Here is a 15,736-nt window from a genome sequence, read left to right as displayed (position 1 = left end):
GCGTCCCCTAGGGGACTCGAACCCCTGTTACCGCCGTGAAAGGGCGGTGTCCTAGGCCACTAGACGAAGGGGACACACGTACAACATTCACTCCCTGCTTCGTTTCGCTGTGTGCTTTACGCTGCAAGTGGCGCGCATTCTATGGATGGATTGAGAGGTCGTCAACCCCCTGATATAAATTTATTTAAATCAATGACTTCGCCCTGCTTTTGGGAGCCATTGCGGTTTTTCCGCTGCCCGGCGTTTGACGCCTATATTCTGGCACCCGCCAAGACGTTATAGTCCACCCGATGATGGCAATCTGAGTATCGAGTGCCATCATTCAAAGAAGCGGGGCTCCGGCCGATACAAGAACAAGCATGTCCGATCCAACCCGTCGTGCGGGACTGGGGGCTCAAATGCCAAGCCACTCAACCCGCATGCGTAACCTATAAAGAGGTCTTACCGGTGACGCCACTCATGATCACCCTGCTAGTCGTAGCCGGGATCGCGCTGTTGATCGCCATTGGCTACATGAACCATGTGGTGGAAAACAACAAGCTGGAAAAGGCCCGTACCAAGATTGAGCTCAACGATCGCCTGCGACGCTGCGGCGAAATCACCGAGACGTTCCCCGGCCAGCTGATGACCCCGGCCCTCAAGCTGCTGTTGGCCCGCCTGGAACTGAACGTCTGCCAGCGCCTGCTTAACCTGGAAAAATCCAGCGCCAACCTCAAGGCACGGATCGCCGAACTGGAGGCCCTTGTCGGCCTGGGTGAATCCATCCCGGTCAACAATCCGCCGGCACCGATCCAGACTGAAGCCAAGGCCAAGGATGTACGCTTCCTGCTCGAAGCCCTGCACGGCCAGGTTACCCGCGCGGCACAGGACGGCTTCCTGCCCCCCAACGAAGCCAAGCGCTGGATTCGTGAAGTGCGCCACATCCTGGTGCTGCTGCACATCGAGTTCTTCAACAACCTCGGCCAGCACTCCCTGCAACAGAACCAGCCCGGGCAGGCCCGCCTGGCATTCGAACGTGGCGTGCAATACCTGCGCAAACAGCAGGAACCACAGGTCTATGCCGAGCAACTGGAATACCTGGAAAAACTCCTGGCCAGGGCCAACGACCAGGTCATGGATCGCATCGCGCCGGTCGAAGGCGAGGTCAACCAGTTGACCGAAGGCCTCAAGGACGTCGAGGTTGACGCAGACTGGAAGAAGAAAGCGATCTACGACTGATCAGCGAAAATGGAAAAGCCACCTAGAGGTTAATTCCGATCAGTCAACGGTTTGAACACCGCCACCCTGTGGGAGCGAGCTTGCTCGCGATGACGGTTGGACAGTCACACAAGGAGTGCCTGACAGTCCGCCATCGCGAGCAAGCTCGCTCCCACAGGTTTAGTGTGTTAACTGATGAGCATTAACCGAGAGGTGGCTTTTTTAGCCTGGCCGATGATCATTTCAAAGCCTGAAATGCCCCACCATCCCCTTCAGTTCAACCCCCAGTTGCGCCAGCTGAATACTGGACGCTGCATTGCCCTGCATCGCCAGCGATGACTGATCGGCACTGGCGCGAATACTGGTGACACTGCGGTTGATCTCCTCGGCCACCGAGCTCTGTTCCTCGGCAGCCGCGGCAATCTGTTGGTTCATCTGCTGGATCAACGACACCGCCGCCGCAATGCTTCCCAGCTCACTCTCGGTCTGCAAGGCATCGCTGACCGCCAGCTTCACCAACTCGCCACTGCTCTGGATCTGCTGCACCGACGACTGCGCCGCCGAGCGCAAGGCGCTGACCAGGCGTTCGATTTCCTCGGTCGATTGCTGGGTTCGCTTGGCCAGCGCACGCACTTCATCGGCCACCACTGCAAAGCCCCTGCCCTGCTCGCCGGCCCGGGCCGCCTCGATCGCCGCGTTCAACGCCAGCAGATTGGTTTGCTCCGCCACGCTTTTGATCACACTCAAGACAGTGCCGATGTTCTGGATTTCCGCACTGAGGCTTTCGATGCTCGAACTGGCCGAGGTGGCCGAGTCCGCCAACTGCTCGATCCGCGCCATGCTCTGGCGCACCACCTGCTGACCACTTTCAACCTTGCCGTCAGCGGTTTGCGCGGCCAGCGCAGCTTCCTCTGCATTACGCGCGACGTCATGCACCGTGGCCGTCATCTGATTCATTGCGGTGGCGACCTGTTCGGTTTCCTCCTTCTGCGTGCTGACTTCGAGATTGGTCTGTTCAGTCACCGCCGACAACGACTGGGCGGAAGTCGCCAACTGCTCGATACCCGATTGCAAGCCGCTGACTATATGGCTGAGCCCCGCGCCCATTTGTTGCATTGCCTGCATCAACTGGCCGATTTCGTCACGGCGGGTCACGTCAATGGTCGCACTCAAATCCCCTGAGGCAATCTGCTGCGCCACCTGAATCACACGGCGCAGCGGTGCCACGATCAACCGGGTGATGATCCACGCGGCAACCAACCCAACCAGCAAGGCCAGGGCGGAAGAGCCAATGATCAGCAGCGAGTTCTTTTTCAGTTCAGCCTGCATCGCCAGGTCTTGCGCGACATACGCCTGATCCACCCGCTCGACCACTTGGGCTGCGCGCTGGTGCAATTGTTGATAGACGGTTTTTTCCTGTTCCAGCAGGCCGGTGTACTCGGCGAGCTTGTCACTGAAACTGACGATATGACCCATCACCTCATTGAGAACGGTCTGGTAACCCTCGTCCTTGACCGTAGTCTTGAGCTGCTCGGCCTGGGTCAATGCCTGGCTGGCCTGTTCGATCTTGCCCTGCCCGGCGCTGTCGTCGCCTTTGCGGCTTTGATCCAGACGCACGCGCGCTTCATTCATGGCTTGCAGCATCAAGCGTGAAACCTGGCTGACCTGGCTGGCCTGCTCGATGAATTGCGCACCGTCCTTGCCTTCGGAGTCTTTCAGCGTATAGGTGCCGTCATCGGTGAGCCCGGATTGCAATACATCAAGGTTATTGGCCACGCTGGACACCGACCAACTGGCCATTTCCAGCGCCAGGTCCTTGGCCTGGCTGAGCGAGACAAACTCGTCGAAGGCCTTGCGATAGGCTCCCAGGGACTGTTCGACATCATTCATCACCGGCACGTTGGCCGCAGACGCGGCCTTGAGCTGGCCGGCCAGGGCGATCAAGCCATCGACGCCCTCGTGCAGGGCATCGACGGTTTTCGGATTGCCGTGCAAGGCGTACTCCTGCTCCAGTAGCCGCACCTTGAGCAAACCGCTGTTGAGCGATGACATTTGCTTGAGCCCATCGAAGCGCTGGCTGATGGTTTGCAGGGACCAAACGCCAATGCCCGCCACCAGCGCAGTCAACAACAGCACCAGGACAAACCCGACACCCAGTTTTTTCGCCATACCGAGGTTGGCAAAACGTCCTTGCACGGCCGATTTCATTGCACTTAGTCCCCTGCCAAAGTCTGTAGACGCAGATTCGCAACGGGCCAGTGGCAACACAAGGCTCTGGCTCCGGAATAATGGCAAAAAGCTACGTCAACGTCGTTTTCAGAACGCTTGAGGTCGATCCCGGGCAGTGGCCTGAAAGAACGCCCGGGCACGCGGATCGCAGGCATATGTCACGTTGATACGCTGCCAGTCACTGGCCTCACCCGAGGGGTTGAAGGCGGTCTTCGATGACAGCAGTACACCCAGGCGCCGTGCCTGGGTTCGCAGCTGATCGTAGTCGGACATTCGTGATCGCGCCCAGATGAACAAGCCTCCCGCCGGCTTGCCGAAAACTTCCCATTCGGCATCTTCGAGCAATTGCAGCACCACCAGCCGGTCGCTGCTCAAGCGTTGGCGCTGACGCTGTACCAGTTTGCGGTAGGCACCGTTAGCCAACAGGCACGCCAGCACCGATTCGCAAAATCGCGAGGCGCCCATGCCACTGATCATCTTGACCTCGGCCAGACGTGTAATGACTTCGGCATCGGCCACCACGAAACCGACCCGCAAGGAACTGCTGAGGGTCTTGGAAAAGCTGCCCACGTAGATCACATCGTCGTCCAGCGCAGCCAGTCGCATACCGGAACCGCTGTGCAAATCCGCATAAACGTCGTCTTCGATCACCTGCACGCCGAAGGTCCTGGCCAGTTGCAGCACGCGGCGCGCCACCACCGGTGCAAGGCTGCTGCCGGTCGGGTTGTGATAGAAGCTATTGATGAACAGCCCTTGGGGCCGGTGATTGACCAGCACCGACTCGAGCACCTCCACGTCCGGCCCGCGCGGTGTTCGCGGTATCTCGACCATGTGGATGCCGTGCAGCCTGAGCAGATCGAACAGCACCGGATAACCGGGACTCTCCACGACCACACAGTCACCGGCCTTGAACAGCGTCCGCACAATCAGGTCGAGCCCCTGACTGGCACCCGCCGTGGTCATGATCCGGTTGTCCTTTGCCCGGATATCCAGCTGCCTGAGGTGCTTGAGGATCTGTTGTCGCAAGGCTGGCAAACCCAACGGCGTGCTGTAGTTGAACAGGCTGGCCGTGTCGGTACGACTGACTTGCCGAATCGCGTAAGTCAGATCGTCTGTCTCGCGCCAGCTTTCAGGCAGTCCGCCACAGCCAAGCCTCAACTCACTCGAAAAAGTCCCGTGATCGGGCTCCGCCCCCTCGAACCACACCGGCTCGTGCTTTGTGCCTGTGGCCAATGCCGGATCGGCAACCGCATAACCGGCTCCATGACCTGACACCAGCATTCCCTGTGTCACCAGGCGTTCACAAGCCTGAGCGACGCTTAACTGACTGAGCAAATTGATCCGCGCGATCTGTCGCACCGAAGGCAGGCGCGTACCGGGCGATACCCCGCTGGAATGAAGCCAGCAGGTCAGTGCGTCAACAATTTGCTGTACGACGGGCACCAGCGCCTGTCGGTCGATTCTCAATTCCATGAGCAAGCAAACCCCTGTTGATTTTGCGATTAGCAGTTAATCACAGGCGTGCTCGAAGACTTGTGCGACAACGCCGCCAAAACCATTCGATCTAATCATTTGATACACATTGCCTGGCCCTTCAGCGGAACCAAAAAACCTGTGGGAGCGAGCTTGCTTGCTCCCACAGGTTCGCAGTGTGTCTGGTATTGGTATGTCGAGTTAAAACGCGGTAACGCCACCGTCCACGGCCAATGAGTGCCCCGTGGTGAATGCCGCGCCATCGCTGCACAGGTACAGCACCGCGCTGGCGATCTCTTCGACCTTGCCGATGCGACCGACCGGATGCATGGCGTTGGCGAACTCGCCTTTTTTCGGGTCGGCTTCATAAGCGCGGCGGAACATATCCGTGTCGATCACCGCCGGACACACGGCGTTGACCCGGATTTTCTTCTTGGCATATTCGATGGCCGCCGACTTGGTCAGACCGATCACCGCATGTTTAGAGGCTGCGTAGATGCTCATTTTCGGCGCCGCCCCAAGGCCGGCCACCGATGCCGTATTGACGATCGCACCGCCCCCTTGCGCCAGCAGCAACGGCAACTGGTATTTCATGCACAGCCAGACACCTTTGACGTTGACGCCCATGATCGCGTCGAACTCGTCGAGCGTACCTTCGGCCAACTTGCCCTTCTCGATTTCGATGCCGGCATTGTTGAAGGCATAGTCGAGGCGACCGTAAGTATTGATCACCTCCCCCATCAGATTTTTTACATCGTTTTCCAGGGTAACGTTGCAGCGCACGAAGGTCGCTTCGCCACCGGCGGTACGAATCAGCGCCACCGTGCCCTCGCCGCCTGCCACGTCCATATCGGCCACTACTACCCTCAGGCCCTCGGCGGCAAATGCCTGGGCGGTCGCGCGGCCAATACCGGCCGCCCCGCCTGTCACCACGACCACCTGGCCAGAAAACGTCATGCTCATTTTGTTATGTCCTCGAAAAGAAGAATGCGGGGAATCGCGTAGGACCAGTCTAGCCATGGAGGTCTTGAACACGGCAGCACTATCAAGGCTCCGGTTGGGCGCCCATGAGTTGCAGTGATGGAACTGCCGTACCAACTATCACTGCACTGGATCCACCTGCATTCGCCGCATCAGCCGAACTTGCAGCATCGTCGCTGACCGGCTATCAACAAAGCTTCATTCAACTTGAGTGCTTGCCATGACCTCCCAGACCAATCGCCAATTCCTGCTCGCCAAACGTCCGGTTGGCGCGGCGACCCGCGAGACATTCACCTACCAGGAAGTACCGGTCGGCGAGCCGGCGGCGGGTCAGATACTGGTCGAAAACCAATACCTGTCCCTGGATCCGGCCATGCGTGGATGGATGAACGAGGGCAAGTCCTACATCCCGCCGGTCGGGCTCGGCGAAGTCATGCGCGCCTTGGGTGTGGGCAAAGTCATTGCGTCGAACAACCCGGGGTTCGCGGTCGGGGATTACGTCAACGGCGCCCTGGGTGTGCAGGACTTCTTCCTCGGCGAACCGCGAGGCTTCTACAAGGTCGATCCGAAACTGGCGCCGCTGCCACGTTACTTGTCCGCGCTGGGCATGACCGGAATGACGGCGTACTTCGCCCTGCTCGACGTCGGCGCTCCGAAGGCCGGTGACACCGTGGTGCTGTCGGGCGCGGCGGGCGCCGTGGGCAGCATTGCCGGGCAGATCGCCAAGATCAAAGGGTGCCGGGTGGTTGGCATCGCCGGTGGCGCCGACAAGTGCAAGTTCCTGATCGATGAACTGGGTTTCGATGGCGCTATCGACTACAAGAGCGAAGACGTCCTCGCCGGCCTCAAGCGCGAGTGCCCGAAGGGCGTCGACGTGTATTTCGATAACGTGGGTGGCGACATTCTCGACGCGGTGTTGAGCCGCCTGAACATGAAGGCGCGGGTGGTGATTTGCGGTGCCATCAGCCAGTACAACAACAAGGAAGCGGTCAAGGGACCGGCCAATTACCTGTCACTGCTGGTCAACCGCGCGCGCATGGAAGGTTTTGTGGTGATGGACTACGCCGCCCAATACGCCAGCGCCGCCCAGGAAATGGCCGGCTGGATGGCCAAGGGGCAGCTCAAGAGCAAGGAAGATATTGTCGAAGGACTGGAGACTTTCCCGGAGACGCTGATGAAATTGTTCAGCGGGGAGAACTTCGGGAAGTTGGTGCTGAAGGTTTGATTCAAGATTTGAAGTGATCACAAAACCAATGTGGGAGCGAGCTTGCTCGCGATAGCGGAGTGTCAGGCAACATTGATGTCACTGATCCTCCCCCATCGCGAGCAAGCTCGCTCCCACAGGTTTAGCGGTGTTTAGGCCAGTTCAGCCACAACCGAAGCCAGTGCCTTCGCTGGATCCGCCGCCTGGCTGATCGGACGGCCGATTACCAGATAGTCGGAACCGGCATCCAGCGCCTGACGTGGCGTCAGAATGCGGCGCTGATCGTCCTGGGCGCTGCCCGCCGGACGAATCCCCGGGGTCACCAGTTGCAGCGACGGGTGCGCCGCTTTCAGTGCCTGGGCTTCGAGGGCCGAGCACACCAGGCCGTCCATCCCGGCTTTTTCCGCCAGGGCGGCCAGGCGCAGCACCTGCTCCTGGGGCTCGATGTCCAGGCCGATGCCCGCCAGGTCTTCACGCTCCATGCTGGTCAAGACGGTCACGCCGATCAGCAGTGGTTTAGGACCGGTGCGCTGATCCAGCACTTCACGGCACGCCGCCATCATGCGCAGGCCGCCGGAGCAATGCACGTTAACCATCCACACGCCCATTTCCGCCGCTGCCTTGACAGCCATCGCGGTGGTGTTCGGGATGTCGTGGAACTTGAGGTCCAGGAACACTTCGAAACCCTTGTCGCGCAGGGTGCCGACGATTTCCGAGGCGCAGCTGGTGAACAGTTCCTTGCCGACTTTGACCCGGCACAGCTTCGGGTCCAACTGATCGGCCAGCTTCAGTGCGGCGTCACGGGTAGGGAAATCCAGGGCGACGATGATGGGAGTCTGGCAGGCGGACATGAGTGGGCTCTCAGGCAAGTCGAAATCGGCGCGCATTGTAGCGGAACCAGCGCCGCTGCGGGACCCGATGATCGGTAAATCGTCGCGACGGCTCAGGCAAGACTAGCCCTTGAGGCCATTGTGTCGAGTTCGATACACACACGACACGCCCGCAACACCCAGGCCCGCTACCCTCGGCAACCGCAACAGGTCCCTGCAACAGCGCTTCCCGCCTCAGGGCCGGCGATCTTCACCCCGTGCCTGGGTCGTGCTCCAGTCGATCAACAGGCTGTAGGCCACCGCCAGCAATGTCGGGCCGATGAACAGGCCGATAAAGCCAAAGGCAATCAACCCGCCAAACACCCCAAGCAGCACAATGACCAGCGGCAGGTTGCCGCCACGGCTGATCAGGTACGGTTTGAGCACGTTGTCGACACCGCTGATGATGAATGTGCCCCAGATCCCGAGGAATATGGCCATCCCGTACTCGCCTTTCCAGACCAGCCACGCGGTTGCCGGAATCCACACCAGCGGCGGGCCCATCGGGATCAGGCTGAGCATGAACGTCACGATGCCAAGCACCAGCGCACCCGGTACGCCGGCAATCAGGAACCCGATCAGCGCCAGGATCGCCTGGGCCGCCGCAGTGCCGATCACGCCGTTCACCACCCGCTGTACCGTGCCCGCCACCAGCTCAATGTAGTAGCCGGCCCGTTGACCGATCAGCCGCTCCAGCAGTGTGTGTACAAATGCCGCCAGGCGCGGCCCGTCACGATAGAAAAAGAACACGAAGACGACGCTCAAGGTCAGTTCGAGAATACCGCCGCCGATCTGCGCACTGCGCGCCAGCAACCAGTTACCCACCTGCCCCAGATAAGGCTTGAGCGACACCATCATCGCCGCGCCCTGCTCATCGATGCTGTTCCAGATCCCCACCAGCCGCCCGCCCACCAGGGGAATCGAACCCAGCCACAGCGGCGCTTCGGGAAGCCCCTCAACCTGTGCATCCTTGATGAATGCCGTGGCATCGCGCACATGATCGGCAAGGTTGAAACCCAGCCACACCAAGGGTGCCGCTACCAACACCATCCAGCCCAGCGTCAGCAATGCCGCCGCCAGCGACTCGCGGCCATTGAGCCAACGGGTCAGCAAGCGCATCAGCGGCCAACTGGCAAACGCCAGGACCGCGCCCCAGAACATCGCCGACCAGAACGGCGCCATCACCCAGAAGCTCGCGCCGAACAACGCCACGAGCAGGATCTGCACCAACAGGCGATCGTTATTGATCATCAAAAGTCTCGAAAAAGTCAGTCAGCAAAAGAGTAGGCGAACGCGACGTACGCGCTCGCCCGGTACAGCCTAGCGCAATAGCTCGATGTGCAGGCCAGAGCCTTCGGCACTACCGGTTTCCAGCCGCGCGGCACGCACGCCCTGGGCAATCAGGGCCTGACGCCAGGCTTCGGCGTTCGCTCCGGAAATGCTGACCCGCAAGGTGGTGTCCAGATTCAGTCCGCGAGAAATCAAGCGGAGCCAGGTCTCGTCAGGTGCGCTGTTCAACGTGGCAAAATCAAGTTCGCCGGTGCTCTTGAGTTCACGCAGCAAGGTCGCGGAGGTCGGTAACAACTCGCCCAGCGGTGTCGAAGCCTCGAACTGTTCGACATGCAGGTAGGCTTTGCGATTACCGCGGGTGATGCTGTACAGCGCAACGAGCGTGTTGTCCCTTGGAGCAGCAAGTCGCAGCAACAAATAGGCTTGCTGATCGTCGGCGCCATACAGCTTGGCGTTGCCAAAGACCTGGTTGGCCCAGAGGCTGCTTTCACCGCAATCGCGCGCCTGGCACCAGAAGAGCAACCCGGCGTCCTGCTGTTGCAAAGCCTCGCGGGCAGCGGTGAACGCCTCGATGGATGAATGCTCCGAGGGTAATTCGTAGGTCACCGAAGTGACGTTGCCGCGGGCACTGACCTGGCCGTCGAATCGTAACTGGCCACTGATTTTACGGATCGAGCCCAACGGGTAGATCCGCTCCAGTTCGGCGGCGGGGCGATAGTCGACAATCTGGGCGTCGACCATGCGCGGCACTATCGGCAGGTCCTGACTGCCCGGAACATCGGCGGCGAATAACAAGGGACTGAAACTGCACAGCACCAGCAAACTGAATGAACGCATGGATAGACTCATCGGATCAGCATGGCCTGGGCGCCCTTGATAATACTGGCTTCATCGGCGCGTTTCGGTACTTGCAGGCCACGCTGCACCGCCGGCCGGTCCTCCATGGTTGCCATCCAGCGTTGCAACGCCGTCAAGCCTTCCACCGAGACGCCCGACCACTCGTAGCCGCGCACCCAGGGAAAGGTGGCAATGTCGGCAATGCTGTACTGATCGGCGAGGAACTCCACGCCTTGCAACCGCGTGTCGAGCACTTCGTAGAGGCGACGGGTTTCATGCTGATACCGGTCGATGGCGCCCTGGAGTTTTTCCGGAAAGTAGCGGAAGAACACGTTGGCCTGGCCCTGCATCGGGCCGATGCCCCCCATCTGGAACATCAGCCACTGCAATACCAGCGAACGCCCCTTCGGGTCCGATGGCATCAGTTTGCCGGTCTGTTCAGCGAGGTAAATCAGGATGGCGCCTGACTCGAACACGGCGAAATCGCCATTGGCGCGGTCGACAATCGCCGGAATCCGGCCATTGGGGTTGATCTTGAGGAAGTCCGCGGACTTCTGCTCCTTTTTGTCGAAACTCAAGGCATGCACCGTGTAGGGCAGGCCGAGTTCCTCGAGCACGATAGAGACCTTGTGGCCATTCGGGGTCGCAGCGGTGTAGAGATCTATCATGGTTGTCTCCCTTTTCAACCCGCCAAGCCTCGACAGTTGCCCGGCGCAAGTCAAGGAATGGCGAAAAACCGATTGAAACAGTCTGCGACAAGATCGGCACCAGACTCATCATTGAGGTGCAAATGGTGGCCGCCTGGCAGCTGTTCCCGGCTAAAGGGTAGACGCTCCAGCAACTCTGGGTGTTTGGCGAGCATGCCGTCGGCGGCAACCACCAGTGTTGCAGGACACTTGACCCGCTGGACGAAGGCCATGGCCTGTTCGGTGGTAAGACGCAGCGGCGATGGCAGTGTGAGGCGATTGTCGGTGCGCCAGGTGTAACCGCCCGGCACCGGCATCAGGCCACGCTGCGCCAGCAGTTCTGCGGCCTCGCGGCTGACCGCCACCAGGCCTTTCATGCGCGCTTCGATGGCTCGGTCGAGGGTGTCGTAGACCGGTTTGCGCTTTTCCCGCAGATCCAGTTGCGCCTGCAGGGCCATGCCCATGCGCTCGGCAGCGTTTTCACCTTTGTCTGTAGGAGGAATGATGCCGTCGATCAACGCCAGGTGGGTGACCCGCTCGGGCATCGACCCGGCGATGATCAACGAAGCAATGGCGCCCATCGAATGCCCCATCAACGCAAACTTCTTCAGCCCAAGCTGTTCGGCGACTTGCAGCACGTCGTGGGCATAGTCCCACATGGCGTAGCCGGCTCCCGGCGGGCGATGCCCGGAATGACCGTGACCGGCCATGTCCAGGGCGATGATGCGCAGGCCTTTGAGTTTGGGTGCCAGGCGGGCAAAGCTGTTGGCGTTGTCCAGCCAGCCATGCAGGGCAATCACCGGCAAACCGTCTTCAGGACCGAACAGGTGCGCCGCCAGTTCGATGTGCGGCAGGCTCAGGCGGACCTCTTCGACGACGTGGTTCATGCGCAATCCTGTTGTCGACGGCCGTCCCAACGGTAGAACAGGCCTTTGAGCATGTCAGCGGTATCAAGGGGACGTTCGAGCGGAAACATGTGGCCGCCAGGCATGGTCAACGACTCGCCCAACGGCAGGCGGTCGACCGAACTGGCTTGATGGCGCATCACCACGCGGCTGTTGTGCCCGCGTACCACCGCCAGCGGCACTTGCAACTGCCGGGTGCTGCCCGGGCTGGTGTGCGGTACACCGCGATAGATACTGATTTCCGTGGCCGGGTCGAACCGCAGGCGCAACTTGTCGCCGACCTGATGCAAGCCGTGTTGCAGGTAGGCATCGAAACATTCCGGGTCGAAGCCACGAAACAGGGTTTTTCCAGCGAAATACTTCCGGGCGCTTTCCAGGTCGGCGAATTCTTCACGGCGGCCCAGGGTACGCCCGGCCGGGGTCAAGCGGTCGATGAAACCAAAGCGTTTGGCCGCCCGTATGACCCATTGATCGGTCCGGGTCAGCACTGGCGAGTCGAGCATCACCACGCCGCGATACAACTCGGGGCAACGCAAGGCCGCATGCAGGTGCAACACGCCACCGAAGGAGTGACCGACGCCCCACACGGGTTCGGCCTGTTGTTGCAGGTGATGGATCAGCTCATCCACCAGGTTGTACCAATTGTCGTCCGCCGGGAAACGCGGGTCGTGGGCGTGCTGCTCCAGATGCGTCACCTGAAACTCGGGTGCCAGCGCCGCAAACAACTTGCCGTAGGTCCCCGAAGGAAAACCATTGGCGTGGGCGAAAAAGATCTGTTGCGACATACCTGCAAATCCATGAGCGAGAACAGGTGTAGATTGTCCGCAAGACCGCGTCCTACAGCAATGACCGTAACTGACAGGAATGATGACAGTCCGGTCAAAGCTATGGTTTTGGTTCAACGCGCCGGCGGATTCTCACCCAAGGGCACCACAGCCATGGTCAGTCGCGACACACAACTGGCCTTGCCCTCATCGCTGGTCAACCGAATGTCCCAGACATGGGTCGTGCGGCCGATGTGGATCGGCTTGGCCACCGCCGTCACCCGTCCGCTGCGCAGGCCGCGCAAATGGTTGGCGTTGATTTCCAGGCCCACGCAATAGAATTTGCTGGCATCGATGCACAGGTAGCTGGCCATCGAGCCGACCGATTCGGCCAGCACCACCGAGGCACCGCCATGCAGCAAGCCGTAAGGCTGATGGGTGCGGTGATCGACGACCATGCTGGCGGTCAGGGACTCATCGTCAAAAGCTTCGAAACGGATGTCCAGCACTTCGCCGATGGTGTTTTTCTGGATTGCGTTCAACTGCTCGATGTTCGGGGTGGTGCGCCACAGGCTCATCGCAGAGTTTCCTCGTTGGTTTTGTTCGTGGATCAATCCTGCCACAGCACCGCTTCGCTGCGCTCGCTCCATTCCTCAAAGCGTTCACCGTAAGCCGCTTCGATCACGTTGCGCTTGATCTTCAGGGTCGGGGTAAGAAAGCCGTTTTCCACGGCCCAACTGTCCTTGACCACCACCAGGCGCCGAAGTTGTTCGTGCTTGTCGAGGGCACCATTGACCTCTTCCAGCAGTTTTTCCAGGCTCGAATGCAAACCGGCGCGCGCGGCCCCGCCGGCATCCTGCTGGCCGACCGCCGACAACACGCACAAACCCAGCGGCGCACTCAAGCCATCGCCCACCACGCAGACCTGTTCGATGCGCGAATGCACGGCCAGGCGATTTTCAATCGGTGCTGGGGCCACGTACTTGCCTTTGCTGGTCTTGAAGATTTCCTTCAGGCGCCCGGTCAGGCGCAGATTGCCTTCGGCGTCCTCCTCGCCCTTGTCGCCGGTACGCAGGAAGCCGTCCTCGGTAATGGTGTCGGCGGTTTTTTCCGGTTCCTTGTAATACCCGAGCATGGTCGCACCACTGCGCACCATGACTTCCCCCGTCTCGGCGATCCGCACTTCGACTTCCGGACACGGCTTGCCGATCCAGCCCGGTTTGTTCTGGCCCGGCAGGCCGATGTGGGAGTAGCCGCAACTCTCGGTCATGCCGTAGACCTCCAGCACGTCCAGCCCCAGTTTGCGGTACCACTGCAACAAGGTCTGCGGTACCGGAGCCGCGCCGGACAACGCGATGCGCAACGCATCCAGCCCCAACCCGGCGAGGACTTTATGCCCGACCCGTTTGCCGATGATCGGCAGGCCGAGCAGGAAGTCGAGACGTTTTGCCGGGATCTTGCTGTACACGCCCATCTGGAATTTGGTCCAGATGCGCGGCACGCCAAACAGTGCGGTCGGGCGCGCACGGCGCAGGTCGGTGAGGAAGGTATCGAGGCTCTCGGCGAAAAACACCGTTTGGCCGGTATAGATCGATGCCAGCTCGACGAACATGCGCTCGGCAACGTGGCACAGCGGCAGGTAGGACAACAGCCGGTCCGACTCGTTGAGACCGAACAACGCAGTGCCGCGGGTGGTGGCAAACCCCAGAGTGCCGAAGCTGTGCATCACACCCTTGGGCATGCCCGTGGTGCCGGACGTGTAAATGATGGTCGCCAGTTGATCGGCGTCGGGCTTGGGATTGTCCTGGATGGGCGAACTGCGTTGCAGGTCGTCCCAACTGAAATCAAAGTCGCCGGGAGGATGCAGGGGCAGGCTGATGGTCGGCAGGTCGGGGCTGACACCACGGGACATACCTGGCCAGTCGTCGAGCTTGCCGATGAATGCCAGCGCTGCTTGCGAATGTTCGAGTACCTGGGCAACGGTCTCGGCGGTCAGGTTTGGGTACAACGGCACCGACACATGCCCGGCCATCCAGATCGCGAGATCGGCAACGATCCAGTGCGCACAGTTTTTCGAGATCAGGGCGATATGGCTGCCCTGCGGCAGTTCCCGCGCTCGCAGCCAGTGGGCGGCGCAGCGTGCTTGATGACCGACGTCCGCCCAGGTCAAGGTCTCGACCTGGCCGCCCCCGACAGGCTGGACCAGAAAGCGCTGGCGGGGATGACGGGCTTCACGCTCGTAGAAAACGTCCAGCGGCAAACGAAAAGCAGCAGACATGCGACTCGCTCCTGTGATTTTGGTCTGGAGCAAGCGTAGTCAACCAAGCAAGTGCTTGGTTGACTATTTCATACAAAACTTTTCGGGTTATGACGTACCTGTGGGAGCGTGGCTTGCCCGCGATGCAGGCTCCGCGGTTTATCAGGCATGACCGAGTCGATGCCTTCGCGGGCAAGCCACGCTCCCACAGAAAAGCGGTGTTACGGATGCTTGATGCTGTCGAGTTTCATTGACCCGACCAGCAGCTCTTCACCCTTGAGCTCCGCCAGACCGGCAGTGCTGACTCTTTCCGGCGGATGTCCGGCACCATGCTGCAGGTAGCTCAGCAGATTCCCCACCAGAGGGTTGTGACTGACCAGCAAAACGTTGCTTACCGCGACCATCTGTTCGGCCACCTTGTCCGGCTCCGTGTCCGGTGTCAGCCACTCGACGGTGCGGATTTCCGGTTCGAAACCCAATGCATCTCGCACCAGATGCGCTGTTTGCTGCGCTCGCAGGTACGGGCTGGCGTAAATGCCGGTCAGTGGCTGACCCATCAGCTCTGCGGCGATTTTCAATACTTCCTTACGACCGTTATCCGTCAATTCCCGCTCCGAATCGTGGGGGCGGGAGCCGTGTGGTACAGCTTCACCATGACGCAATACCCAGAGTTTCATAGCTTGGGTTCCTCATCTCGGGCCGGATGCGGTGCCGGTGCCACGACATGCGGCGCCTCACCTTCCGGTGTACGCGGCGTCGGCCAGTCGGCGAACGGCCAGGGCTTCTGGTCGCTGTGAAAGCTGCCGAAACGACCGATCTGCGCCAGAAACTGGCTCAGGCTGTCGCCGAAATTCATCAGGCTGGCGCTTGGGGCGCCATAGAACAAACGATAGATCAACTGCACCAGCACGACGGCGCCGAGGATGAACTGCGCCACTTGCCACACCAGCACGAAGAGGATCATCCACAGCACCCGCAGCAGGATGGACTCGTACTTGGCTTCTATTTTTGGATCGTTCATGCGCAACTCCCTGCTTTTCTGGC

The 15,736-nt window shown here is 60.4% G+C and carries 15 protein-coding genes, 1 tRNA gene and 1 pseudogene; 2 read left to right on the top strand and 15 right to left on the bottom strand.

Annotated elements, in window-relative coordinates; genetic code table 11:
- Position 1: 1 nt before the first annotated feature.
- Positions 2–74: transfer RNA gene (locus AC1RP7_RS11405), tRNA-Glu, on the bottom strand.
- Positions 75–459: 385 nt separating this feature from the next.
- Between AC1RP7_RS11405 and AC1RP7_RS11400 the strand changes: the two genes are divergently transcribed.
- Positions 460–1,218, top strand: a complete 759-nt coding sequence (locus AC1RP7_RS11400) for a hypothetical protein (protein WP_493181126.1) — start codon at positions 460–462, stop codon at positions 1,216–1,218.
- 222 nt (positions 1,219–1,440) lie between these two features.
- Here AC1RP7_RS11400 and AC1RP7_RS11395 read toward each other — a convergent pair whose 3' ends face one another.
- The 4 genes and pseudogenes from AC1RP7_RS11395 to AC1RP7_RS11380 form a co-directional block, all read right to left on the bottom strand.
- A complete protein-coding gene (locus AC1RP7_RS11395; RefSeq protein ID WP_493183981.1) occupies positions 1,441–2,304 on the bottom strand; it encodes a methyl-accepting chemotaxis protein in 864 nt (287 codons plus the stop codon).
- Positions 2,302–2,526: pseudogene (locus tag AC1RP7_RS11390) on the bottom strand (HAMP domain-containing protein); the annotation flags it as partial. The pseudogene AC1RP7_RS11390 and the gene AC1RP7_RS11395, both read right to left, overlap by 3 nt.
- Before the next feature lie 987 nt (positions 2,527–3,513).
- Positions 3,514–4,899, bottom strand: coding sequence for an aminotransferase-like domain-containing protein (locus tag AC1RP7_RS11385; RefSeq protein WP_493181128.1), 1,386 nt, complete (start codon positions 4,897–4,899; stop codon positions 3,514–3,516).
- A 201-nt stretch (positions 4,900–5,100) separates the two neighbouring features.
- Complete coding sequence (locus AC1RP7_RS11380; RefSeq protein WP_493181129.1) at positions 5,101–5,862, bottom strand: SDR family oxidoreductase; 762 nt, start codon at positions 5,860–5,862, stop codon at positions 5,101–5,103.
- A gap of 238 nt (positions 5,863–6,100) precedes the next feature.
- Here AC1RP7_RS11380 and AC1RP7_RS11375 point away from each other — a divergent pair, with 238 nt between their 5' ends.
- A complete protein-coding gene (locus tag AC1RP7_RS11375; protein ID WP_090457259.1) occupies positions 6,101–7,105 on the top strand; it encodes an NADP-dependent oxidoreductase in 1,005 nt (334 codons plus the stop codon).
- 131 nt (positions 7,106–7,236) lie between these two features.
- On the opposite strand, the gene pyrF is transcribed toward AC1RP7_RS11375, so the two are convergent.
- The 10 genes from pyrF to AC1RP7_RS11325 form a co-directional block, all read right to left on the bottom strand.
- A complete protein-coding gene (gene pyrF, locus AC1RP7_RS11370) occupies positions 7,237–7,935 on the bottom strand; it encodes an orotidine-5'-phosphate decarboxylase (protein ID WP_008016546.1) in 699 nt (232 codons plus the stop codon).
- Between the two features lie 213 nt (positions 7,936–8,148).
- Complete coding sequence (locus AC1RP7_RS11365) at positions 8,149–9,204, bottom strand: AI-2E family transporter (protein ID WP_090457260.1); 1,056 nt, start codon at positions 9,202–9,204, stop codon at positions 8,149–8,151.
- A 69-nt stretch (positions 9,205–9,273) separates the two neighbouring features.
- The gene (locus AC1RP7_RS11360) at positions 9,274–10,080 is read right to left on the bottom strand and encodes a DUF4892 domain-containing protein (RefSeq protein ID WP_057713671.1); all 807 of its coding nucleotides are present in this window, start codon (positions 10,078–10,080) and stop codon (positions 9,274–9,276) included.
- 8 nt (positions 10,081–10,088) lie between these two features.
- The gene (locus AC1RP7_RS11355; protein WP_489339078.1) at positions 10,089–10,748 is read right to left on the bottom strand and encodes a glutathione S-transferase family protein; all 660 of its coding nucleotides are present in this window, start codon (positions 10,746–10,748) and stop codon (positions 10,089–10,091) included.
- A 50-nt stretch (positions 10,749–10,798) separates the two neighbouring features.
- Positions 10,799–11,653, bottom strand: a complete 855-nt coding sequence (locus tag AC1RP7_RS11350) for an alpha/beta hydrolase (protein ID WP_218494369.1) — start codon at positions 11,651–11,653, stop codon at positions 10,799–10,801.
- On the bottom strand, positions 11,650–12,456 hold the full coding sequence (locus AC1RP7_RS11345) for an alpha/beta fold hydrolase (RefSeq protein ID WP_493181131.1): 807 nt from the start codon (positions 12,454–12,456) through the stop codon (positions 11,650–11,652). The genes AC1RP7_RS11350 and AC1RP7_RS11345 overlap by 4 nt, the downstream gene beginning before the upstream one ends.
- Positions 12,457–12,569: 113 nt before the next feature.
- Positions 12,570–13,013 (bottom strand): hotdog fold thioesterase, encoded by a 444-nt coding sequence (locus AC1RP7_RS11340; protein ID WP_008003274.1) that lies wholly within the window; start codon positions 13,011–13,013, stop codon positions 12,570–12,572.
- Positions 13,014–13,045: 32 nt separating this feature from the next.
- Positions 13,046–14,713, bottom strand: coding sequence for an AMP-binding protein (locus AC1RP7_RS11335; protein WP_218494368.1), 1,668 nt, complete (start codon positions 14,711–14,713; stop codon positions 13,046–13,048).
- A gap of 200 nt (positions 14,714–14,913) precedes the next feature.
- A complete protein-coding gene (gene sixA, locus AC1RP7_RS11330; protein WP_057713667.1) occupies positions 14,914–15,369 on the bottom strand; it encodes a phosphohistidine phosphatase SixA in 456 nt (151 codons plus the stop codon).
- Complete coding sequence (locus tag AC1RP7_RS11325; protein WP_057713666.1) at positions 15,366–15,713, bottom strand: DUF4389 domain-containing protein; 348 nt, start codon at positions 15,711–15,713, stop codon at positions 15,366–15,368. Before AC1RP7_RS11325 ends, sixA begins: the two co-directional genes overlap by 4 nt.
- Between the last annotated feature and the right edge of the window lie 23 nt (positions 15,714–15,736).

It is taken from the genome of Pseudomonas sp. GW822-FHT01E03, assembly GCF_058802985.1.
The sequence above is the reverse complement of the archived record's forward strand: the minus strand, read 5'-3'. Positions and strand labels throughout refer to the sequence as shown.